The sequence below is a fragment of the Tenacibaculum amylolyticum genome, assembly GCF_964511145.1.
Lineage (GTDB): Bacteria > Bacteroidota > Bacteroidia > Flavobacteriales > Flavobacteriaceae > Polaribacter > Polaribacter amylolyticum.
On the sequence record NZ_CAZEFZ010000077.1, the window covers coordinates 125,666 to 147,167 of the forward strand.

General features: G+C 29.9%; 25 protein-coding genes and 1 other RNA gene. 9 read left to right on the forward strand and 17 right to left on the reverse strand.

What is annotated here, in order from left to right; translation table 11 throughout:
* Window positions 1–25: 25 nt before the first annotated feature.
* Window positions 26–1,237, reverse strand: coding sequence for an NAD(P)-dependent oxidoreductase (locus ACKTTC_RS20090; RefSeq protein ID WP_408041660.1), 1,212 nt, complete (start codon window positions 1,235–1,237; stop codon window positions 26–28).
* 634 nt (window positions 1,238–1,871) lie between these two features.
* Here ACKTTC_RS20090 and ssrA point away from each other — a divergent pair.
* Window positions 1,872–2,269, forward strand: a transfer-messenger RNA (tmRNA) gene (gene ssrA / locus ACKTTC_RS20095).
* A gap of 47 nt (window positions 2,270–2,316) precedes the next feature.
* On the opposite strand, the gene ACKTTC_RS20100 is transcribed toward ssrA, so the two are convergent.
* Window positions 2,317–3,678: a sensor histidine kinase gene (locus ACKTTC_RS20100; RefSeq protein WP_408041661.1), complete on the reverse strand. Its 1,362-nt coding sequence runs from the start codon at window positions 3,676–3,678 to the stop codon at window positions 2,317–2,319.
* Between the two features lie 303 nt (window positions 3,679–3,981).
* Here ACKTTC_RS20100 and ACKTTC_RS20105 point away from each other — a divergent pair, with 303 nt between their 5' ends.
* From ACKTTC_RS20105 to ACKTTC_RS20125, 5 genes are all read left to right on the forward strand, one after another.
* A complete protein-coding gene (locus ACKTTC_RS20105; protein WP_408041662.1) occupies window positions 3,982–4,770 on the forward strand; it encodes a hypothetical protein in 789 nt (262 codons plus the stop codon).
* A 372-nt stretch (window positions 4,771–5,142) separates the two neighbouring features.
* Window positions 5,143–6,219, forward strand: coding sequence for a DUF418 domain-containing protein (locus ACKTTC_RS20110; RefSeq protein ID WP_408041663.1), 1,077 nt, complete (start codon window positions 5,143–5,145; stop codon window positions 6,217–6,219).
* 19 nt (window positions 6,220–6,238) lie between these two features.
* Window positions 6,239–6,658 (forward strand): hypothetical protein, encoded by a 420-nt coding sequence (locus ACKTTC_RS20115; RefSeq protein ID WP_408041664.1) that lies wholly within the window; start codon window positions 6,239–6,241, stop codon window positions 6,656–6,658.
* A gap of 209 nt (window positions 6,659–6,867) precedes the next feature.
* The gene (locus ACKTTC_RS20120; protein WP_408041665.1) at window positions 6,868–7,893 is read left to right on the forward strand and encodes a redoxin family protein; all 1,026 of its coding nucleotides are present in this window, start codon (window positions 6,868–6,870) and stop codon (window positions 7,891–7,893) included.
* 202 nt (window positions 7,894–8,095) lie between these two features.
* A complete protein-coding gene (locus ACKTTC_RS20125; protein WP_408041666.1) occupies window positions 8,096–9,643 on the forward strand; it encodes a TlpA family protein disulfide reductase in 1,548 nt (515 codons plus the stop codon).
* Between the two features lie 209 nt (window positions 9,644–9,852).
* Here ACKTTC_RS20125 and ACKTTC_RS20130 read toward each other — a convergent pair whose 3' ends face one another.
* The 11 genes from ACKTTC_RS20130 to ACKTTC_RS20180 all read right to left on the reverse strand — a co-directional run bounded on the left by ACKTTC_RS20130 (window position 9,853) and on the right by ACKTTC_RS20180 (window position 17,117).
* The gene (locus tag ACKTTC_RS20130) at window positions 9,853–10,434 is read right to left on the reverse strand and encodes a hypothetical protein (protein WP_408041667.1); all 582 of its coding nucleotides are present in this window, start codon (window positions 10,432–10,434) and stop codon (window positions 9,853–9,855) included.
* A 160-nt stretch (window positions 10,435–10,594) separates the two neighbouring features.
* Entirely contained in the window at window positions 10,595–10,963 is a 369-nt protein-coding gene (locus tag ACKTTC_RS20135) for a rhodanese-like domain-containing protein (protein WP_408041668.1), read from the reverse strand.
* Between the two features lie 45 nt (window positions 10,964–11,008).
* Entirely contained in the window at window positions 11,009–11,737 is a 729-nt protein-coding gene (locus tag ACKTTC_RS20140; RefSeq protein ID WP_408041669.1) for a DNA alkylation repair protein, read from the reverse strand.
* Window positions 11,738–11,772: 35 nt separating this feature from the next.
* Complete coding sequence (locus ACKTTC_RS20145; protein WP_408041670.1) at window positions 11,773–12,483, reverse strand: hypothetical protein; 711 nt, start codon at window positions 12,481–12,483, stop codon at window positions 11,773–11,775.
* A gap of 42 nt (window positions 12,484–12,525) precedes the next feature.
* Window positions 12,526–13,245, reverse strand: a complete 720-nt coding sequence (locus ACKTTC_RS20150) for a YggS family pyridoxal phosphate-dependent enzyme (RefSeq protein ID WP_408041671.1) — start codon at window positions 13,243–13,245, stop codon at window positions 12,526–12,528.
* A 4-nt stretch (window positions 13,246–13,249) separates the two neighbouring features.
* Window positions 13,250–14,287 carry an AAA family ATPase gene (locus tag ACKTTC_RS20155; protein WP_408041672.1) on the reverse strand — a complete coding sequence of 346 codons (1,038 nt, stop codon included), beginning with the start codon at window positions 14,285–14,287 and terminating at the stop codon, window positions 13,250–13,252.
* 54 nt (window positions 14,288–14,341) lie between these two features.
* Window positions 14,342–14,917, reverse strand: coding sequence for a Crp/Fnr family transcriptional regulator (locus ACKTTC_RS20160; RefSeq protein WP_408041673.1), 576 nt, complete (start codon window positions 14,915–14,917; stop codon window positions 14,342–14,344).
* Window positions 14,918–14,967: 50 nt separating this feature from the next.
* Entirely contained in the window at window positions 14,968–15,516 is a 549-nt protein-coding gene (locus tag ACKTTC_RS20165; protein ID WP_408041674.1) for a GNAT family N-acetyltransferase, read from the reverse strand.
* 23 nt (window positions 15,517–15,539) lie between these two features.
* The gene (locus ACKTTC_RS20170; protein WP_408041675.1) at window positions 15,540–15,980 is read right to left on the reverse strand and encodes an SRPBCC family protein; all 441 of its coding nucleotides are present in this window, start codon (window positions 15,978–15,980) and stop codon (window positions 15,540–15,542) included.
* 201 nt (window positions 15,981–16,181) lie between these two features.
* On the reverse strand, window positions 16,182–16,673 hold the full coding sequence (locus tag ACKTTC_RS20175) for a nuclear transport factor 2 family protein (protein ID WP_408041676.1): 492 nt from the start codon (window positions 16,671–16,673) through the stop codon (window positions 16,182–16,184).
* A 12-nt stretch (window positions 16,674–16,685) separates the two neighbouring features.
* The gene (locus tag ACKTTC_RS20180) at window positions 16,686–17,117 is read right to left on the reverse strand and encodes a winged helix-turn-helix transcriptional regulator (RefSeq protein WP_408041677.1); all 432 of its coding nucleotides are present in this window, start codon (window positions 17,115–17,117) and stop codon (window positions 16,686–16,688) included.
* Between the two features lie 73 nt (window positions 17,118–17,190).
* Here ACKTTC_RS20180 and ACKTTC_RS20185 point away from each other — a divergent pair, with 73 nt between their 5' ends.
* A complete protein-coding gene (locus ACKTTC_RS20185; protein ID WP_408041678.1) occupies window positions 17,191–18,195 on the forward strand; it encodes an NAD-dependent epimerase/dehydratase family protein in 1,005 nt (334 codons plus the stop codon).
* A 338-nt stretch (window positions 18,196–18,533) separates the two neighbouring features.
* Here ACKTTC_RS20185 and ACKTTC_RS20190 read toward each other — a convergent pair whose 3' ends face one another.
* The 4 genes from ACKTTC_RS20190 to ACKTTC_RS20205 form a co-directional block, all read right to left on the reverse strand.
* A complete protein-coding gene (locus ACKTTC_RS20190) occupies window positions 18,534–18,929 on the reverse strand; it encodes a hypothetical protein (RefSeq protein ID WP_408041679.1) in 396 nt (131 codons plus the stop codon).
* 64 nt (window positions 18,930–18,993) lie between these two features.
* Window positions 18,994–19,233 (reverse strand): hypothetical protein, encoded by a 240-nt coding sequence (locus ACKTTC_RS20195; protein WP_408041680.1) that lies wholly within the window; start codon window positions 19,231–19,233, stop codon window positions 18,994–18,996.
* Window positions 19,226–19,492, reverse strand: coding sequence for a hypothetical protein (locus ACKTTC_RS20200; RefSeq protein ID WP_408041681.1), 267 nt, complete (start codon window positions 19,490–19,492; stop codon window positions 19,226–19,228). The genes ACKTTC_RS20195 and ACKTTC_RS20200 overlap by 8 nt, the downstream gene beginning before the upstream one ends.
* A gap of 22 nt (window positions 19,493–19,514) precedes the next feature.
* Window positions 19,515–19,805 carry a DUF6787 family protein gene (locus ACKTTC_RS20205; RefSeq protein WP_408041682.1) on the reverse strand — a complete coding sequence of 97 codons (291 nt, stop codon included), beginning with the start codon at window positions 19,803–19,805 and terminating at the stop codon, window positions 19,515–19,517.
* 156 nt (window positions 19,806–19,961) lie between these two features.
* On the opposite strand from ACKTTC_RS20205, the gene ACKTTC_RS20210 reads away from it, so the two are divergent.
* Both ACKTTC_RS20210 and ACKTTC_RS20215 read left to right on the forward strand, forming a co-directional pair.
* Window positions 19,962–20,342 (forward strand): hypothetical protein, encoded by a 381-nt coding sequence (locus ACKTTC_RS20210; protein ID WP_408041683.1) that lies wholly within the window; start codon window positions 19,962–19,964, stop codon window positions 20,340–20,342.
* Window positions 20,343–20,347: 5 nt separating this feature from the next.
* Window positions 20,348–21,502, forward strand: coding sequence for a hypothetical protein (locus ACKTTC_RS20215; RefSeq protein ID WP_408041684.1), 1,155 nt, complete (start codon window positions 20,348–20,350; stop codon window positions 21,500–21,502).

Here is a 21,502-nt window from a genome sequence, read left to right on the forward strand (position 1 = left end):
TGTTAGATAGCTTGTTCTTAAATTCTTATTCTTTACCAGCTACATAATCTTGTAAATAAGCATAACGTTTAGCTAACTCACCGTTATCAGTAGTCATTTTTGCTCTTAATAAAATTCCATCTTTATCGCCATTATAAAAAGCAGGAATTACATTTTCTAAAAACATATCACCAAAACCTTCACTAGCATCTTTTGGTAATTCACAAGGTAAATTATCGACAGCCATTACAACAATAGCACCATCATTTTGATAAGATACTTCAGATTCTGACATTGGATCGTATCCATAAATAGGATCAGCAATAGTAGAAGCTCTTAATGTAGTTGCTACAGGTCCATCTACATCACAAGAAATATCTGCTACATATTTAATTTTAAAATCATCAGACTTTACATCTTCTCTCGTATATAAATATGGAGCACCATCGCCATAAAAATGACCAGCAATAAAGAAATCAGTTTCTTTTGCGTACGGCATAAAGTTACTTTCATATCCAGAGGGATCTTTGTAGAAAGCAAATTTATCGCCTACTTTACCATCTTTACGCTTTGCATATTCCATAACATCTACCATACAATACACAGGCTCTGTAAACTTAGAAGTTAAATACAAAGCGTCGCTTACTTGTTTAATTTGTAAGTGATCTAAAATCTCTTTAGCACCATAAGCCACTTTTCCAGTACCAGATAATAAAATTTTAATGTTTTTTGGAAGTGTTATTTTGTCTAATTCTTTTTTTACAGCATCTAAATCTGCTAGTGATTCTACTTTTGGTAATTCAAATATTCCTTCTTTTAATCCAATAGCTCTAATACCATTATAAGCACCTACTAAACCTGCATAACGACCAAAACCAATTAAGCGAGCACCATTCTCTTTAATGATAGTTTCATGATCGTATAATTCAACCCCTTTTTCTAGAATTGCTTGTAATAACTTACGGTTGTATGGTTGCTTTTTAATAGTATGACTAAAAAAGAAGTATTTTTTATTCGGAAGTAAGGCGTCTACAGGAACTTCTTTTACTCCTAAAAGAACATCACAATCAGAAAGATCTGTTGTTACTTCAATTCCTGCGTCTACGTATTGCTGATCTGTAAATACACGAATGTCTGAACTTTCTACTACAATTTTTGCTTGAGGAAAAGTAGTTTTAAACTCTTTTAATTTAGCAGGTGAAAAAACAACTCGTTTATCTGGTGGGTTCTTACGTTCTTTTATTATTCCGAATTTCATGTTTATTTGTATTAAATTTAAACAAATAAGACCTTATTTGTTTAAAATTACTTTGATAGTATGCGAAAATACTCGATTTGATTGTATCGTACAAGTAGTATTTCATAAGCTTTTCACAACAAAAAACTCCTATATAAGAAAGTATCTTATGATAGGAGTATATATAAAAGTATATTACTAAGGGTTTTCTATAAACTATTACTATGATGCAAAGTAGAAAGATTTTCAATATTACTAAAAAGGAAGTTGTGTCAAAATTAGGTTTTGATACAAGTATATTAATATGGAGTGTCCGTAAAGGTTTTACATATAGTGTTTTATGTTTTTAGTAAGAACGAAGAAATGTCAAAATAAAGACGATAAAGAAGTGTCAAAATCGTTTTTTGAAGCGAAGTATACTATTTTTAAATCTTAGGAAAGATTAGAAAAAGAGTAATCATAGAACATGAAAGATGAAAAATTAACGAGATATGCTTTATAAGTTATGCTGGATACACTTGTTTTTTTATCTTTGTCGCCCGCGTTTTTAGGAAGTAAACTAACCGATAAGAAAAGCGGTAATAAATGTCAAAAAGTCTGTACTTTAGTTATTGGTACATAATTTGGTGTTATAATTTTGATTCTTTGACATTTTGGGGACGACTGGTTTTGACAGCAAGGCTAGTGAAATTGTAAGCATACCGAGGACTGAAATGATGCTCGTTAAACTTATTTCAACTATTTAAATGGCGAAAATAATTACGCTTTAGCTGCTTAATAATCCGAATTACAGTAAGATTGAAGCCTCGGCACACAAGGTGTGCAAGCTAAATGTCCACGAAAAGCCTTGGTTTACGGCGTTTCACTTTTGGGCATCATAAAAGTAAACATAGAAGCGCTAGTGCTTCGATAGCGATTCGAAACTTAAGAAGATAAGCTAAAAGTGGGTAGTTCTTGATCAGCTTTTAGTCGAAAATTAAATAAGAACTAAGTATGTAGAAAGCTCTTAAGCTACTTGTTTGGACCCGAGTTCGATTCTCGGCGTCTCCACAAATAAACCCTGTAAGCATTGTGTTTACAGGGTTTGTTGTTTTTATTATTTAATTAGTGATTTCTAACTTCTGAATTTTATACGGAATAGAGATGTTTAATTCAGTTCCTTCATTAGGTTTTGACTTAATAAGTATTGTACCTTTTAACCTTTTTATCCTTGATTTTATATTGTAAATACCAATTCCATTACTTTCTTTTAGAGAATCAAAACCAATTCCATCATCTTTGATCTCTATATCTATTCTGCTATTGTTATTTGTAATTATTAAGACTACATTTTGGGCTTGTGCATGTTTGATAATATTTTGTAGAGCTTCTTGCATTATTCGATATAGGTTTACTCTATATATTTCGTTTATTTTTTCCCAGTTAATATTAGTATCGATATCTAATAAGTATTTGAAATGCCCAATTTTACTTTTCTCTTTTAATAGTTGTTCTATAATTGCTATAAATCCAGCATTAGAAGTATCAATACTTGCATTTAATTTATGAGATACTTCTCTAATTTCGTTTTCTATTTCTTGTAATTCTTTTAGAAAAACTTGAAACTTACTCTTGTTGTTATTTTCTGATACATCTAAAAATCCCAGACCAATGCGTGTGCCAAATAATTTACCTAATACATTATCATGTAATTCTTCAGATATACGTTGACGTTCCTCTACCTTTTGTTCTTCTTGTTTAAATATCACTTCTTTTTCTAATTCTTGTATTGTTCTTACTGCATCATTAAACATATTTTCTTTTTCTAGTTTCATCTTAACAATATAATTAATCGAATATTTTCCAAAAAAACCAAATAATATAGAGCAGACGAGAATTAATACTATGTAACTATTCTGGTTAAAATCATTAACCGTTAAAAATGTTAAATGAATAATCCAAAAAAAACAAACTATAATACCAGTTATAGATACAAAGTAAGCACTGTAATTCTTTCCTTTTAAAATATCATTGTATAATGATTTAGAACTAAAAAACAATCCTAAAATGACTATGCCCATTGAGTGAATCCAAAAATGAAAACTTGATCTACCTCTGAAGGAATGTTTTAAAACAAGTTCTTTTTTTTTAGAATTATATTCTTTTATTTTAAGTTTTGAGTTGTTAAAGTGTTGTTTATAATCTAAAAGTAATTTTTCTGACAAAAAGACAACAGAATCTAATGGCTTTTGATTTATTACATTATTAAAATCTTCTATTAAATTTAAAGTACCAGAATCTCTTTCTCGTATTATTGTCTTATAGGTTTTCTTATGCTCTAAATATTCTTGTGAAGATGCATTAAAAAAAACATGAAATAAAGACATTGTAACCATTAAAAAAGAAAAAACAGTAAATAAAACCTCTTTTAATAAAATAGTTTTAATACTATTTTTCTTAATTAAAGAGAAAGCCATTTTCATGAAATTAGAGATTGTGAGTTATAATTACAACAAATATATTATTTACAAAAAAACTGAAAATGTATAAGAATACATATAATATAGAACTAAAGTTTTTTATTTTAAAGTTGTAGTATTTTCCTTTTTTGTTAAGTAACATTCGCTTTATTAAAATGATAATTATTCTAAGTATAAATAAAAACATTGAGATATAGTTGCTTGTATGTTTTCTGTATATTTGGATAACTATCATAATTAAAAGAAAGATATACGCAATATGTATATTTGGGTGTTGGCAAACATATACTCTAAACTCATTCTGAAATGAAATTCATCCGTTTATTTATTATTTTAATAACAATAATTTCTTGTGGAACCAGAATTACAAAAAACAATTATAAACAAAGCAAAGTAGAAAACTCAAATTCGTTTGACCACATTAAACATATAAGACAAGAGTCACAAAAAAGCATTTTTTATCAAAGAGGTTTAGATAGAGATATGGATAAAAATATGCCGAAATATTTTGTTGATTATATTATTAAAAATTCACTCAAAAATCCTGAACATAAAAAGTATATAACAGATAGAAAATTATTAAGAAAACTAAAAAATAATATTTGTTGGGAGAATTATATACTCATAAGAGATTCTTTAGATAGTGGAGATAAATGTGAAATAGAAATAAAATTACAAGATTTTGACAAAAGGAGTCACGAAATAGTATATGATAAAGAAAATGATTTTATTAATAAGATAGATGGAAAATATCCTTTCGGTGCTATATACTATACATCCAAGAACGAACTTAAATCTTTAAAAGAATTAAAGTCTTTGACTATCAAAATTAACGGCACCGAAATAAACACTAAAATTGAAGAGTATAGAAACCTATACAATCCAAATTTTTGTGAATTTGGAATGAATATAAGAATTATAGAGGCTTATGAAGATGGAGAAAACTTATATATCTATTTATTTGGTGGAGAATCTTCAAGCTCATATTTCTCTAAACTAATCTTTAATAAAAAAGAGTTTATAACATCTATTACTGTAGATTATGTTCCGATGAGTATTTACAGTAGTTTTGGAGAAAATTTTATAGGTTTTTAAAAAACGTTTGCTAACATTGGCTATAATTAATACGGGTTTTAGTATTTAATCCAAAAGTTAGTGTATTTTTATGAGGTTGTCAAATCATTTTGATTTGACTTTTGAACAAGAAAAAATTAAAAGCAAACAAAATGCTTCGTCTTAGTGCTAAACTGAAAGTCTATTGACTTTCTATTCCCGTACTAACCATAGCCGAAACCGTAAGAAAACAATAAATGAAGAATATAAATTTGAATTCTTGGTGGACAGGTTTTTTGGATTAATTGGAATTCCAAATCTATACAACATGATAGCTGGTAATGAATTTAGCTATTTAAGTCTTTTATGGTTGTTATGGTTTTTGAACTTCTTGAGTTTATTAGATAAAAAAGAATGAAGAAAAGAATAATTGGAATTGATGTCGCAAGAGCATTAGCGGTTATCGGAATGATAATCGTAAATTTCAAAGTTGTGTTTGGCGAAAAAGGCTTGGATTGGGTAAAATCTTTAGCCAGTATTTTTGATGGAAAAGCAGCAGCAACGTTTGTAGTTTTGGCAGGTGTTGGATTTGCTTTAATGACAAACCCTGCAATCAAAAATAACGATAAAGTTAAATTGAAAATTGCTCGTAATAGAATTATAAAAAGAGCTTTATTTCTATTCATAATTGGTATTTCTTACATAACAATTTGGCCAGCAGATATTCTACACTTTTATGGAATTTATATGGGAATCACAATCCTGTTTTTAACTAGTAATGAGAAAATGATTATCATTTCAGCCGTTGCCTTAATTGTAACTTTCCCAATATTAATGACATTTTGGAATTACGAAACTGGTTGGAATTTTGAAAGATTAGATTATCAAAATTTTTGGACGATTAAAGGGTTTGTCCGAAACCTATTTTTTAATGGTTTTCACCCAGTAATCCCTTGGACTGCCTTTATGTTATTTGGTTATTGGTTTGGAAAACAAGATTTGCACAGTGAAAAAATTATAAAAAAGATATTTTGGATTAGTACAATCACCTTCATTTCGATACAAGTTTTGTCATATTTTTCTATTGTATTTCTATCAGAAGGAAACCAAGAGTCCGCAAATGAATTAGCTGAAATTATCGGCACGAACCCAATGCCGCCATTACCAATTTATATGCTCAACGGAATTTCAATTGCATTTACCATAATTACAGCTTGCATAATTATAGCCAAACGTTTTGAAAACAATAAAATCATTGATGCATTAAACAAAACAGGACAATTAGCTTTAACCTTTTACGTAGCTCACGTCATTATTGGAATGGGAGTTATTGAAGCAATAAACCCTACAAAAATGGGTAAATATACAGTTGAATTTTCTGTAATTTATGCATTAGGATTTAGTTTAATTTGTATTCTATTTGCAGTAGTTTGGAGAAAGCATAAAAAATCTGGACCATTAGAATGGGTAATGAGAAAGTTAACTGATTAAAAACTGACAATTAATAATAATGGGATACGAACTTAACATAAAACGTGAAGAAGAAAGTCAAAAAATAAGTAAAGAAGAATGGGCTCAATATATCAAGATGGACTCACATTTTGAACCAATTGAAGAATTTTCTGCCGAACTTAATGAAGGTGAAATATTAACAGTTTCAACACCAAATGCTGGATTATGGAAATCAGATAAAGGTGAAGTTCCTTTTACTTTCTATGAGGAAGACGGAGAGATTACAGTGAAAAATCCGGATAATTGGATAATTGAAAAAATGATTTCAATTGCTAATGAATTAAATGCAATAGTTGAGGGAGAAGAAGGAGAAAGATATGATGAAAATTATCTTAAAGATCCTTTTTCTAATCCATCTGACAATAACTCTTCCAGTAGAGAAAGGAAATGGTGGCAATTCTGGAAAGAAAAACATTAGCTAACAATGGCTATAGTTAATACGGGGTTTGGTGCTTAACCCAAATTACAGTTTTTAACTAAATCCGTTAAATCTTCTGATTTGGCCTTAAAATATAAGAGATAAATCAAAATAAAAAGTTTTGGCTAAGTGCTAGCTCGATAGTTCTGTACTCGGAACTTCCGTATTAACCATAGTCGAGACCATTACAAGCAAACTAAAACCAACCTATGAAAAATATTTTAACGATTCTAATTATTCTAACTTTTGTTAGTTGCAAAGAAAACACAAAAGAAAAATCATTTCATCTTTCTGGAACCATAAACGGAGAATATACTGGCTATATTTTTTTAAACTATGGAACAATAAAAGACAGTGTAAAAGTCTCGAACAACAGTTTTGAATTCAATGGAAGTGTTAAAAGACCAATACAAGGATGGTTAAACTTAAAATCAAACGGAAATGCAGCTTGGTTATATATTGAGAACAGTCATATTTCAATTAAAACAGATTACGAGAGAAAAAATCAGAACGGAAAAACAATAAATTTTTTAAATATAACAGATATTAAAGGATCTTACTCTGCTAAAATTCAAAATGAATACAAAGACTTTTATCAAGCTAATAAGAACAAAGAAAATTTTAAAGATACACTCTACAATAAGTTAAATGTTTTCATTGAAGAAAATAAAAATCATCCTATTAGCGGAACCATTTTAGGAGAACTTGCATTAATAGAACCAATCTTGACAAGAAATGAACTTATTGAACTTTACTCTAAAATTGACACGACGCAACAAAGTCAAGATGATTTGAAAATGTTTAAAATGGGGATTGAAAACCTTAATGAATATGGAGTTAATAAACCATTCTTGGAATTTACTTTACCAAACACCGAGGGCAAGAATGTTGATATAAAATCATTTCTAGGTAAAAAAATATTGGTTGATTTTTGGGCTTCTTGGTGTATTCCTTGTAGAAAAAAACATCCCGAACTTATAAAACTCAAAAACAAACTTGGTAAAGAAAACTTTGATATTGTTAGCGTTTCAATTGATGATAACAAAGAGAATTGGCTTCAAGCTATAGAAAAAGATAGTCTGAAATGGACTAATTTAATCGATATAGACAAACAAGTAAATAATAAACTCGGTATTCAAGCGATTCCTTATAATTATTTGATAGATGAGAATGGAATTGTGTTGGGGGTAAACTTATCGATTGATGAAATTGAAAAAACAATAGGTGAAAAATAGGTAATAACTTTTAAACTAGTTTAATAAGTGAGGTTTTCAGCTCACAGTCTTAATTTTAACCTTATTATATTTTACTTTCAAAAAAATATAATTTAAAATCGAAATAATACCTGTAGAAATACGTTCGGTATATTTAATCTAAAAAAATAATAATTAAAAACTCTGATAACGGTTATTCAAAACATTGGCAATAAGCTGAAAAATGAAACAAATATTTTACATATCACTTCTGATTTTAATCTTGGTTTCTTGTAAAAGGGAAAAAGGGAATAGCATAACAGAAAAACCGAAACCAAATAAGATTGTTCTTATCTCTGTAAATGCACCTAAAGAATATGTCCATCTACTAAAACAAGATAGTATTGGAAAAAAACTAAAGGATAGTGTAGGCCCAAAATCTTTTTGGAGGAATAATGGTTTTACATATTTAGATTATATGAACAATGTTAAAACTTGGCAACCAAAAGCCAATGTATCAGATACAATTACCATAGAAACTTTTAAAGACTATCTTGAACTATCTACAAACAACTTTTTTACTTCAATTGCAGAGACTTTTTTAGTTAAAAATGGCGATACAGTTGTATTTAATTACGAACACAATATTCCTAAAGGGAGAATTATAAATAGAGAAGTAAGTGATGTGGAACTAAATTATAATAGTTTCCGACTCAAAAAATTATTTAACAATAAATACACGAGCCATTTTTTGATTTTTGGCAATCTATTTTTAAATGAAAATACGAAAGAATACGAGCAAAAATCTATCGAATATTATAACCAAGCAAAACAGGATTTTGTAAAAGAGGTAGCACTGTTAGATTCTTTAAAAAATAACAACGTAATCTCTCAAACTAATTATTTATACCGATTAGAAGCTTTAAATATGCTAATGGAAAAGCATAAAAAATCGAAGAACATTAAAAAATGGATAACACAAAACAAATCATTAGGTGATAAAGAAAAAATTGAGCAAGTTTATGGATTCGATTTAACCAAAACGGATTCGTTAATGAAGTTCTCATTTTTTAGAGATTATTTGAATTACATATCTCAATATGATTTAAATTTGATTAATGAGAATAATGGAAGTTCTGGTGGATTTTACATCGATTCAAGAATTAGATTTGATTCAATTTTAAAAGACAAACGATTTAATCAAACAGCAAAAAACTTCTTATTATTTAATGCTTATAATGGAATTGGTGAAAACTTTAGGGTAAAAGACAAAGAAAAATATTTTAAGAAGCTTCAAAAACATACGACTAACGTATATCAATTAGATAAACTAAAAAAAGACTATAAACTAGATTTCAGTAAATCTAATGAGTTGGTTTTAACAAATCAGGCAAACGATACTTTGACTTATAGTAATCTTTTAGAAAACAATAAAGGAAAATGGCTTTTCGTTGATTTTTGGGCTAGTTGGTGCATACCTTGTCGAAAAACAATGCCAGAATCTAATAAACTCAAAAAGGAAATTAAAGCAGGTAACATTGAGTTTATTTATTTAGGTCTTAATGACAAAAAAGAAAGCTGGAAAAAAGCTATAAAAATGGATAGTATTTCAGACAGTCAAAATTATTTTATAGAAAACGGAAATGTCTCAAAAGTAATCGAAGATTTAGCAATTAAAACAATTCCTCATTATTTGATTTATAATCCAAATGGAGAGTTAGTGAATGGATTTGCTAAGCGACCTGGTCAAGGAGCCAAAGAACAATTAAAAAAACTAATAGAAGAAAAATAAAGCAACCATTAATAATCTTTTATGATGCCTGAAATTCTAATCGGAATTTCAAGTCTTTTTGTTCATTGCGTTTCATTTTGTAATAAATCATAGAGATAGTGATTCTTGTAAAGAACAAATTAAGGCATATATAGCTTTTTGATCTTGATAAAATAAACCAATCTCTGTAGTAATTTTTACAGAGATTTTTTTAGTAATAAAATTATTTTCTAAAACTTCGAGTTTTTCTCAATGTTTTTAAGTCCTTTTCTTAAAAGTTTAGACATCATATTAGGAATTACATCTACTTTAAAGCTATTTCCAATATCGTTACCATTTACTTTATCAAGCACTCCAATAACTCTTTCACTAACCATTAGTTTATGATTGTCTATATCATAAAGATCTATAAATATTTCAGATTCTTGTAGCCTTGGACCATTTTGATCACTTCCTAAATGAATATTTATAAGGTATTTGTATGGTGTAGTTTTACTTAATAAAGTAAACTCTTCTTTTGTAGGTTGATATGGAATGGCAAAAGAATACTTTTTACCAGTATTATCTTTCATGTTCACTTTTTTTACAACCTTTTTGCCTGTCCAATCAGAAAATGTATCGTATGCGATTTTTTCTAAACTTCCCTCTCTTTGTTCAGGTAAATTCATGGTATTTAACAACCATTCTCCCGATGTTTGCGTAAAATCGATACCTTTTTGAAAAGTGCTGAAATCATGCGAGTAATTAATAGTTTTAAAAGAGCATGAAGTTATTATAGTTAATACAAGTAGTAATAGTAGTTTTCTAAGCATTGTAGTAGTTTTTTATAAGCTTAGATTTTATCAAAAATAATACCACGTACAATTTAATAGCGAGTTTTTTTGAAATGACTTTTGGGAGTTACAATACACCTTGAAAGAATCCAGATCTTTGTTGAAAGGAATAAAAAAGTTAAGAAAAATAAAAGATCAATTACTTATTAGACCAAGCATTATAACCACCTTGTAAATCATAAATTTTAGTAAATCCCAGTTCTCCTAAAACTTTAGAAGCTTTAGCACTTCGCTTTCCACTTTTACAATACAAATACACAGGTTTGTTCTTATCTAATTGCTGTGCTTTTTCTTTAAAATCATCACCAAAATAATTGATAACAGCAGCATTTTCTATATGTCCATCAGCGTATTCTTCAGGAGTACGTACATCTATAAGTTGTACATTCTCAATTTGAATTGCTTTTTCAAACTCATTTAGCGAAAGTGTTTGTATATGGGAGTTTTCTTCAGTTTTGCAATTAAATAATGTAATTGCTATTATGAATATTGAAAGTAATTTTTTCATGATTGTAATTTTCTAAATCAAAAGTAAAAACTATTTTGAATTTAACTAAGATTGATTTCCATATAACTTTCCCATTTTACTGTTTTTAGAAACCAATCTCTTTCTATTTTTAATAGGAATGAGCTGTTTGAATTCACGCAATGCATCTTTACCAATCCATTGTTTGTTTTTATCATCACTTTCTTCAAGTTTTTTAGCAACTACCACTGCTTTTTTATAAGACTCAATATCTTTTTTACCAAGTTCTCTTAAAGCCCAAGAAACTGCTTTTCGTACGTGCGGTCTTGCATCCGATTTGTGTTTTTGAATGCTATTTAAATAAGCATCTAATTGCAGAGGTTCCATTTTTTTATCGTGAACAGCAGCATTCGCAATAAGAGAAAAAGCGGCTCTTTTATAATACAAACGTTCATCGTTTTGCCATGCAAGAATTAAGTCATTATACTCGGGTAAGTAGTATAATAAGTTTTTACATAGATGATCACATAAGTCCCAAGAAACAACATCTTTCATTAGAGAAATAGCCCATTCAGGATCTACAGTATACACATCAATAAGTAAAACACTTAATAATTTAGCTTCATGATAATACGTATTCCAAAGTTCCTTTGCTAAAGCGTTTGAAGGTTTGAGTTTTTTAGCTAGTTTACGTAATTCTCTTATAGAAACGCCTAAACTATTTTCTTTAGGAATTCCTAGTTTAGTAACATTCTCTTTATATTTTTCAGAAGAATGATTCTTCAAATACTCAAGTATTTCATTTACTGAATTCATAGTAGGTGATTGTGGTTAGTTTTAAAAACTAATTTTTATAAGAGGCTTTTAATTTCTTTAAGTTTTTTGTTTTCAAAAATATATTGAAAACATTCTTCTCCTATCAAATCTGTACAATATTCTACAGTATCAGTTTTTTGTAACAAATTCTCTTTTACCCCAAGTATACTCTTTTTTATCCAATCTTTTTTAGTAGTCCCAAGTAACTTTAAAGGCATCATATCTCCACCAACAATAATGAGTTTATTGTTATTATTAGAAAAACGGATAATGTCATAATCATTTTCAAGTCCAACTTTATGTAATTCTTTATTCCCATAGCTTTGATAAGGAGTTCCTTCAGAATCATAATATTTATCATATTCCTGAGTATTTAGAATACTTATTATATTAAAATTAGAATCAAGGGTAAAAGTATGATCGATAATAATTAGAGTATCTTTTGCTACATTTTTATAATATGATTTTCCTAAAGTTTGGTACTTATGTGAAATTTTATATTTGAACTTTAAAGCATTTACAGTATCTAAAATCCCCCAAGATATAGGCTTGTATGATGAAGAGTCTTTAAGCCATTGATTTTTTAAATATTTAAGAATTGATTTTCGACTTTCCGTTGTGCTATTTTTATGAGTGTTCTTTGACGTTAATTCAGTTTTTTCAGTAATATTTGATGTGTCTTTTTTTATTTCTTTTCCTTGGCAGGAAATTATAGCCAATAATAATAAGAGTTTGTATAGTTTCATTTCGCAATACATCTAAATATATCTATAAACATACAAAATCTATTACGAATTTTCATTCCAATAATAACTATCGGGATACGGTCTTTTACCAAAAATAGCAGTTCCTACACGTATAATAGTAGCACCTTCTTCTATAGCAATTTCTAAATCGCCACTCATGCCCATAGAAAGTTCGTGAACAGGAAAACCATGATCTAATAAATTTGTTTGAATACGCTTTAATACTTGAAAACACTTTCGAACCTTTTCGTCATTAGCAGAAAATAAACCTATGGTCATTAATCCTTTAATCTGTATTCTATCAAATTGTAGTATTTCTTTTGCAAAGGCTAAAGCATTTTCAGGAGCCATTCCAAACTTACTATCTTCATAAGAGGTGTTGAACTGTAAAAACACATCCATTGTTTTGTCTTCATAGGCTAAACGACGTTGTAGTTTTTCTGCCAACTTTAACCGATCTAAAGACTGTAAACAACTTACATTATAACGTAATAACTCCTTTACCTTATTGGTTTGTAAGTGTCCAATAAAATGCGATTGATGAGGTGTGTCTTGCAACGCATCAAACTTTTCTTTTAATTCCTGAATTTTATTCTCAGCAATTAGCGTTTGTCCGTGGTTTAATGCAAGTTTAATATTGTCTGCATGTACCGTTTTGGTAGCTAACAATAGTTTAACGGTCTCTGGATTTCGTCCAGATGTTACACAAGCATTATAAATTCTCTGTTGAATACGATCTATATTGGCTATAATGTTTTCCATTAGTTTATTTTTTTACATATACCCATGCTTGTTCGCCTGAAGCAAAAGTTTCTAAAACACGTTTATAATTATCCACTTCATACGCATCGGTATTTAAAAGCTCGGCAGTAGTAATTTCAAATATTTTTCCTGAAACGGTATCTTCGGTTGCATTGGTTTTAATTGCAATAGGGTGAAATTCTTGATCGCTTGTTTCCAATACAGAAACATCTGTTATTTGTAATTGTTGTAATGTATAGTTAGGCAATACAGCATCTTTACCATCTAACAATCTGCCATAAGTTGCTAGCTGAACTTTCTCTAATTGCAAAGTACCGTAAGAAAATAAGAACTGTTTGCGTTGCTTTTCTTTGAGAATAATGTTCTTTTTAAGATTTAGAAAAACCAGATCTTTAGCTTCTGCATAAGAAATATTGTAGATTGGTTTAAACGTAGTGAGTTCTTTTGGAAATTTAGCAATTAAATGCGCATAATAAGCATCCAATTGTTTTTGTGTGGGCGCTTTAAACTTTAATTGTAATTGAAACCTTCTTAACAATGCTGTATCTATAGCTTGTATATGATTGGTTGCACAAATTAAAAGGGTATCTGTAGCTAAATTGTCAATAAGCTGTAGCAGTACATTTACCAAACGTTTCATTTCTCCAGAATCCTTTTGGTCGTAATCTCTGGTTTTACCAATAAAATCAAACTCGTCTATAAATAAAACAGCTTTTTTAAGTTGAGCGCTAGTAAATACATCGGTAATATTTTTTGCAGTAGCTCCCAGTTTAGAAGAAACAAAATTTCCTAAATGCAAGGTAACTATAGGTTTGTTTAACTCTCTGGCGATAGCATTGGCTGTTGCTGTTTTTCCGCAACCTGAGGCTCCATATAAAAGTATTTTATGAGCAACAGGAAGCTGATATTTTTGCAAAGCTTCTAAGAAGGTAAATTCTTCTAATAGCTGATTGATTTTCGCTTTATTTTTCGCAGAAAGATGTAATTCTTTCAAAGGTATAGTAGTTGTAGCAGGGGAGGTGATGAGTTTGTGTGATTGCATCTACTTTTTTTAGGCAAAAGTAGGAGGAATGTAGTAGAAAAAAATTAAGCTGGTTTAAGATTTGGTTTTTTTATTGCGAATTTCACTTAAATACTCTGGAGTTAGCCCTAAATACGAAGCTAAAATATATTGTGGTACTTTATCTGCAAACCGAGCAAAGTCTTTGGTGTAATTAAAATAACGTTCTTCCTTAGAAAGTGTCATCATTAACGAAATACGATATAAAGAAGCCGCATAAGCACGTTCTGCAAGTACTTTAAAATAATGTGCTAACTGCGGAATTTCAGATTGTAGTTGCTGTAGTTGTGTACGTGTAAATTGAATTACTTCTGTATTGCTAACTGCTTTTAATTGATAAGAAGAAGCTTTTTGATAATTAAATGAATCAAAGTCTGTTAACCACCAACCTTTAATAGAAAACTGCAAGGTATGTTCTGTACCATTTGCACTCATTACACATAATTGAATACAACCTTTTGTAACAAAGTAAATAGTATTATAAATAGTTTGATAATCCTCTAATATCTGCTTTTTAGCATAGGTGTGTATACTTGCTTGGGCTAGTATCATTTCTTCCTCTGTTGCCGTTAAGGAAATGTGTTTTTTAATATCAGATAATAGGTCTTGCATTAAGTATACAATGTTATATTTTTATGTTAAATGATTGAATTAATTTTAAATTATTTGACTTCCAAACTCATGGTCAAATTATCAAAATATATTCCGTCTTGTTTGAAGAAGTTTTTAATAATTCCGTTTTCTGTAAAGCCCATTTTTTGATATAAACCTACGCCTAATTTATTATCAGTATACACTTGTAGCCAAAGAATTTCTAATATAGGATTATTTTTTGCCCAGGAAATCGCTGCTTTCATTAATTCAGTACCTAATCCAGAGTTTCTCCATTCAGCTAACATTCCCATGCCTATTACAGCAGTATGCTCCATTACTTTTCTGGGATTCCCAGTTAAATCTATATTTCCAATAATTTTATTATCAAATTCAGCAATAAGTAATAAAGAATTTGGTCTATCTATAAAAGATTTAATCCAATCTTCTCCTTGACTTATAGACAGTTTAAATTCTTCTTGAAGTTTAGGAATATACTTACTATCTTTTATATAGGTTTTAATGGTATTTCTTAAATGCTCAGCATCATTAACTTCACATTGTCTTATTAAAATTTCTTTGCCGTTTTTTAGTGTTATTGTTTTAGGCTTTATTTTCATAAAAATTAGCTGCTTATTTTGTCTTAATTATTGCTTTCTATGTATTCCTTTATGAGTTCTAAAGCTTTTGGCCAAGCTTCGCTAACTGCATTATAATACCAATTCCAATCACCACCTTCTTGATATCCGTCTTGACATATAGATAACTCAGTTAAGTTTTCTTTTTCTTTTACTTCGATTAATAAAGACATTGGACCCAATATTGATTTCTCTGGATTGAAATAAACAAAGTTTTGAATATATAATCGCTTGTTATCAATATATTCACTTATTATTCCTGTTGAAACGTAGCCAATACCAGATTCTGAAATTTTCCATGCAAGTGAATACACTCCTCCAGATTTTAATTCTATTAAATGCCTTTCTACTCCCCACCATCCATTCAACATTTTAGAACTAGTAAATGCAGAAAGAACCTTTTTAGGTGTTGCTTTAATTTCAATTGACGCTTTAACTTTCCTCATTTATAATATCTCTAATTTTGAAATTAAAGTTATTAATTTTTGAATAAAGAGTAACTAAAGCTTTGAGAAGTATTTTAAAAATTAAACACCCGATGCATAATTGTATCAGGTGTAAAAATATAGATGATATATTAAAGAGAATTAGATTTTGGCTTGTAAACTCCTCATTATGTATGTTTATAATTTTAGCAGGTGAAACAGCTAAAAAGTAGGATTATTATTTCCAATAGCACCACCAGTTAATAGGAATATAAAACGAGTAAAGAAATCTATAGGCTGAATGGCGTCCCAATGCGCGGTAAGTTTTCCATTTTTAAGCTGAAATGTATCTGTAATGATAAATCCTTTACGCTCATTTCCTCTGTGTTTTGCCTTTAAAGTAGTATGACTGTGCAATACCACAAAATCACCATCGGCAGTAATACGTTTTACATCAAAAGAATATTCAGGAAACCGTTTGGTTAATGTTTTTACGTATTCCACTAATCCAGACATTTCATTAGGAATGGCTCTGTTATGTTGGGTGTACGAACCACCACCATAAGTTGCTAGTGTGTATTCAAAATTATGCTCATTCATTAAATGCTGAAAAAAGTCAACTACTACAGCTACATTTTCAGACTCTTGCGGAGTCCAATGTTCTTGTACAAAATCTGAAAGAACTATGGTTGGTGTTTGTTGTTGTGTATTCATAATTATTGGGGTTTAAAAGAAAGATTGTTTGTATTCGTTATAGTTCGCAATAATGTTTTTAAAAGCTTGCGCTTTGTTTTTTTCTACATAATCTAGTTTTTCATCTAGATTTAAGTCTGGATTAAACTCTTGCACATGATATTTACTCCATAATGTCATTTCAATTAATACAGGTGTTAGGGCAAGTCCTTTATCAGTTAATAAATACAGATTCGTTTTTTTATTAGTAGGCAGTTTGTGTTTTTCTATAATATCAAATTCCTCTAACATTTTTAATCGAGACGTTAAAATGTTGGTAGCAATAGCTTCAGTACTTTCTACAAAATCCTTAAAAGTAGTTTTGCCTTCAAAAAGCATTTGCTTTATAATAACTAAAGACCATTTGTCTCCTAAAATATCTAATGCAGAAGTGATTGGACACTTACATCGAAAACCATTTTTCATAAAAAATAAATTATTACTTGCAAAACAAAAGTAATATATATAATTTTACTTGCAAAACAAAAGTAAAAATAAAATGAGAAAAGTATTATTAACCGGAATATCAGGTTTTATAGGACAGCATTGTGCAGTAGCATTATTAAAGAGTGGTTACGCCGTTAAAGGATCGGTAAGAAGTTTGTCTAAAGCAACAAGGATCACTGAAGTAATAGCAAAAGAAGTAGATCCAAAAGGAAATTTAGAATTTTGTGAGCTAGATTTATTAAAAGACACTGGTTGGGATGAGGCGGCAGCAGATTGCGATTTTATAATGCATGTAGCGTCTCCGTTTTTCTCTAAAGTTCCAAAAGATGAAAATGAACTCATAAAACCAGCAGTAGAAGGAACTGTACGTGCATTAAAAGCAGCGCATAAAGCAGGTATTAAACGAGTAGTATTAACATCTTCTATGGTAGCCATGTTAGGAGCTGTAAAAGGAGATGAGCACATTACACAAGCAAGTTGGACAGATGTACATGCTAAAAATGCTACAGCATATTTAAAAAGTAAAACATTGGCAGAGAAAGCGGCTTGGGACTATGCAACTGCAAACGGGATAGAATTAGTAACCATTCATCCAGGGCCTGTATACGGACCAACATTGTCTTCTAATTTGTCAGGAGAGTCTATGACTTTATTCAAACGCGTACTTACAGGAGAATTACAACAAATGATTCATGCAAGTATTAATATGTCAGACGTTCGCGATGTTGCGGATATTCATGTAGCAGCTTTAGAAAACGAGCATGCAAAAGGAGAACGTTTTATTGTAGCTTCTGAAAAAGCATATTCGTATAAAGACATAACTACACTCTTAAAGAATAGCGGATATGAAAAGGTAAGCACAAAAATAGCACCTACATTTATGGTAAAACTTTTAGCAAACTTTAATAGCGAAATGAAAGGAATGTTACCATATGCAGGAAAAAAATACGAAGGAGATATTAGTAAAACACAAGAAGTTTTTAACTGGAAACCAGTTGCTTTTGATAAAATGGTTTTAGATACAGCAATAGCTGTACAAACAGTATTAGATGCATAATACTAATCTAAATAATGCATACTGTAATAGAATTTTGTTAGTTAGCATGAATTTTAGCTAAGTTTTTGTTACTTCGATGTTACTCAGTAACTCTATCGAGAAGTAATTGAGTTACTCTTAATAGCTTTGCTGAGTACAATCGAAGTGAAGTTTTATTCGTTAGTACTTTGCAAAAGTATTCTAAGTGATAGGAGTTCTTTAAGTAAATTCACATTAGTTCTTAAAATTACAAGCATTCCCTAAATACCTTTTAACTATTCCTTCTATTTTACTTAGGAAGCGTTCATGAGACATTTAGGGAATGTTAATGATATGTTTATTGAAAATATGCTACTGTTTTATTTCAATGATTCAATACGATTAAAAATTTCAAAATGTTGAAATAACATTTCTTTTTCATCTATGGTACTGAAAATAGGAATTAAAGCTTCGTTTTTCATTGCCTTTTCAGAAGCTGTTTTTGCAGATGCGAGGTCTGTCCAATACACAAGATCCAAAAATTTTCCATCTGCTGCTATTGCTGTCTTTCTAGCAACAAAACCAGGTTGCTTGGTTACAAAGTGATTTAGTTTTGTAATGGCTTTTTTAGCCGTTTCGGTCGTAATTCCAGGTTTCGATTTCCATAAAACCATTTCCACGATGTGTGCTTGCTCTATTGTACGTTTTTTTGTATCTTCTGATGTACGACAAGTTACTGTCGTTAGAAGAATTAAACCAATAATTATTTTTTTCATGGTCCAAAAATAGAGTGGAGTAGTGACAACCCTATGTCATGCGTATTGTAAAATAATTGAAGTGTTAAATTGCATTCAAATAGCTCAGAATAGAATACAAAGCAAGTAAAGACCAAATAACAATCATAGTCCAATACAACTTAGGACTATCTTTTTGAGAAACGGCTTCTACAAAATGAATCGTCTTACTTTTAATCATATTTATAAGACCCAGTAAGATAAAAACAGCCCAAAACCAATTCCATTCAAAAATAACAGCGAGTATTAAAAGTATAAGAGCTAACTTGGTTTTCCATTTACCCATAATAATAAGCGTTGTAATCAATAAATAATGTTGATAGCGAATAGATTGCCATTAATAACCAGGTTGTTATAATAATCCAATACAATACAGGATGTCCTTGTTTAGTAATAGGTTCTATAAAATAAGTAACACCAGAAAATAAATCTGGAACTACCCAAATTAAAAAAAGTACTCCCCACATCCATTCCCAATTAAAAAATAAGGCAAGGTACATAAGAATTAAGGCGATAATGGTTCTCCATTTTATGGATTTCTTCATGCTTAAAAATAACGAAGAAATCTTATAGTTTCAATCCAAACCTACGTAATAGTTTCTTTTCCATATTCCAGAAAAACTGAAACTGACCAAAAAGCCAGCCGTATAGTAAAAGAAATAGCTGATAAAAAACAAAACTAGCGCAAATAAGAAGAGGATAATAAACTAGTGGATTGAGTTGTGTTGTAAGTCCGAGTGACTGTAAAATTGGTCTACCTACCGTAATAGAAGTAGAACCGGTAATTGAAAAAACAAAGAGAATAATAAAGAGATCTGTTCGCTTCGTAAGATTCCAACGGTGCATTAATTTTTCCATGTATTGTTAGTTATAAGTATCGCAAAACTATAGTTGTTATAAAGGAGATGTTTTGATATAGGTCAAAAAGTACACGGGCAATTATTTCGATTTTGATTTAAGTCAAAAAAAGCTTCCAAGAACCTTTTCATTTTTGCCATGTAAAAAACAAACAAAATGAAACACCTATTCCTGATTGTAATACTTGGAAGTATTGGATGCTCGAAAATTTCAGATACCAATATTCTTGGAATATGGCAAGTACAGAGTCCGTATTATAAGGCTACCTATGCAATAACACATACAAAAGAAAAGCTAGTAGGAAAAGTAATTTATTATAACGATGGAACTACTATTCTTCATGAAACTGGAACAGCAAAAGATATTTTTCTAAAGAATTTGAAGTATAAAAACGGAATGTATGTAGATGCTATTTCTGGAGCTACAAAAACCACAGGAAACACCACTCAATTACTAGTAAAGCACAGAGACACTTTACTCGTAACAAACTATGTACACCATAAACCATTAACGGAAATTTGGACAAGAAAACAATAAGGATTATGAAAAAAATACAGATTTATTTAGGGATAACCATGGTACTCTTTTTAATGAGTTGCGAAGATGGTATTAGAGATATAACAGGTGGAAATGCTAGTACACCAACTCCAGATCCAATACAAGTAACTGTTACTCCCATAGATATTAATCAAGAAGGGTTCGACTTTCTTGAAAAAATGCAAGGACATTGGGTTGGAAATAATAGAGTTATTGCAGACGATTATCCTTGGTTCGCTTGGGATTACAGAGCTATTTCTACATCGCATATACATGGAATTCATGAAGGAGGAACTTTAGGAAATCTATTTACTTCATTTTTTGTAACCAATTATAAAGGTAAGCGTACCATAATGGCACGTAATGGAGGATTGCTAAATGGAATTTATAGGACGAGCTACTTTGTATTAGATAAAGTTGAAAATAGAAATACAGAAGGGAAGTATTACCGATTGGTAGATGCTATTGGAGGAACAAATATTATGTACATGGAACTTCGTTTTAAAAATGATAGCATTTATTTTAATTCGTACACCAGTAACTTAGGCAATAGACTTCCTTCACGTCATATGACATTTAAAGGAAAGAAAATGCATTTAGAACTAGCAGAGGCTGCTAAAAATGCTACTGGTTTTCCGCAAAACGTAGTAGATGAAGGCTTAGATTTTGAAAATGGATTTAATACAGCAAACTTGTATGTAGAACAAGCAGGCCAAAGTCCTAAATCGGCTACTTTTTTAGCACAACAAGCCAATAGTTCAATATATGAATTGGCAGCATTGTCTGGCGACCCTTACGTCATTACAGATCATCCAAGATTAGGAACATTAACAGTAAACCTTACTCGAAATACGGCAATTTCAAACGCAAATTTATTGGTATATCTCTCTAAAGATCCTTTAACAGATGCAACTGGAATTTTAACTTCTGACTTAGCAGCATATGATACGCTTTTACATTTCCCAGTGCTAGAAAATCAAGAAACTTCTTTTGTGTTTACCTATTTACATCCTGGCACTTATTATATAACAGTGGTTGCAGATATAAATAATGATGGAGCGCCTTCTGAAGGAGATATTTTAAGTTCAAGTAAGGAAATTACTGTAGCTCCTTTGGAAAATAAAACTGAAACGATTACCAATATTGATGTTCAAAATTAG

Coding starts and splice junctions, on each gene's coding strand:
- ACKTTC_RS20135 (WP_408041668.1), bottom strand. CDS start 10,963: ATGAAAAAATTACTTTCAATATTCATAATAGCAATTACATTATTTAAT.
- ACKTTC_RS20215 (WP_408041684.1), top strand. CDS start 20,348: ATGAAAAAAATACAGATTTATTTAGGGATAACCATGGTACTCTTTTTA.
- ACKTTC_RS20105 (WP_408041662.1), top strand. CDS start 3,982: ATGAAATTCATCCGTTTATTTATTATTTTAATAACAATAATTTCTTGT.
- ACKTTC_RS20100 (WP_408041661.1), bottom strand. CDS start 3,678: ATGAAAATGGCTTTCTCTTTAATTAAGAAAAATAGTATTAAAACTATT.
- ACKTTC_RS20205 (WP_408041682.1), bottom strand. CDS start 19,805: ATGGAAAAATTAATGCACCGTTGGAATCTTACGAAGCGAACAGATCTC.
- ACKTTC_RS20185 (WP_408041678.1), top strand. CDS start 17,191: ATGAGAAAAGTATTATTAACCGGAATATCAGGTTTTATAGGACAGCAT.
- ACKTTC_RS20160 (WP_408041673.1), bottom strand. CDS start 14,917: ATGCAAGACCTATTATCTGATATTAAAAAACACATTTCCTTAACGGCA.
- ACKTTC_RS20110 (WP_408041663.1), top strand. CDS start 5,143: ATGAAGAAAAGAATAATTGGAATTGATGTCGCAAGAGCATTAGCGGTT.
- ACKTTC_RS20140 (WP_408041669.1), bottom strand. CDS start 11,737: ATGAATTCAGTAAATGAAATACTTGAGTATTTGAAGAATCATTCTTCT.
- ACKTTC_RS20180 (WP_408041677.1), bottom strand. CDS start 17,117: ATGAAAAATGGTTTTCGATGTAAGTGTCCAATCACTTCTGCATTAGAT.
- ACKTTC_RS20150 (WP_408041671.1), bottom strand. CDS start 13,245: ATGGAAAACATTATAGCCAATATAGATCGTATTCAACAGAGAATTTAT.
- ACKTTC_RS20145 (WP_408041670.1), bottom strand. CDS start 12,483: ATGAAACTATACAAACTCTTATTATTATTGGCTATAATTTCCTGCCAA.
- ACKTTC_RS20175 (WP_408041676.1), bottom strand. CDS start 16,673: ATGAATACACAACAACAAACACCAACCATAGTTCTTTCAGATTTTGTA.
- ACKTTC_RS20155 (WP_408041672.1), bottom strand. CDS start 14,287: ATGCAATCACACAAACTCATCACCTCCCCTGCTACAACTACTATACCT.
- ACKTTC_RS20115 (WP_408041664.1), top strand. CDS start 6,239: ATGGGATACGAACTTAACATAAAACGTGAAGAAGAAAGTCAAAAAATA.
- ACKTTC_RS20120 (WP_408041665.1), top strand. CDS start 6,868: ATGAAAAATATTTTAACGATTCTAATTATTCTAACTTTTGTTAGTTGC.
- ACKTTC_RS20090 (WP_408041660.1), bottom strand. CDS start 1,237: ATGAAATTCGGAATAATAAAAGAACGTAAGAACCCACCAGATAAACGA.
- ACKTTC_RS20130 (WP_408041667.1), bottom strand. CDS start 10,434: ATGCTTAGAAAACTACTATTACTACTTGTATTAACTATAATAACTTCA.
- ACKTTC_RS20200 (WP_408041681.1), bottom strand. CDS start 19,492: ATGAAGAAATCCATAAAATGGAGAACCATTATCGCCTTAATTCTTATG.
- ACKTTC_RS20165 (WP_408041674.1), bottom strand. CDS start 15,516: ATGAAAATAAAGCCTAAAACAATAACACTAAAAAACGGCAAAGAAATT.
- ACKTTC_RS20125 (WP_408041666.1), top strand. CDS start 8,096: ATGAAACAAATATTTTACATATCACTTCTGATTTTAATCTTGGTTTCT.
- ACKTTC_RS20210 (WP_408041683.1), top strand. CDS start 19,962: ATGAAACACCTATTCCTGATTGTAATACTTGGAAGTATTGGATGCTCG.
- ACKTTC_RS20190 (WP_408041679.1), bottom strand. CDS start 18,929: ATGAAAAAAATAATTATTGGTTTAATTCTTCTAACGACAGTAACTTGT.
- ACKTTC_RS20170 (WP_408041675.1), bottom strand. CDS start 15,980: ATGAGGAAAGTTAAAGCGTCAATTGAAATTAAAGCAACACCTAAAAAG.
- ACKTTC_RS20195 (WP_408041680.1), bottom strand. CDS start 19,233: ATGGGTAAATGGAAAACCAAGTTAGCTCTTATACTTTTAATACTCGCT.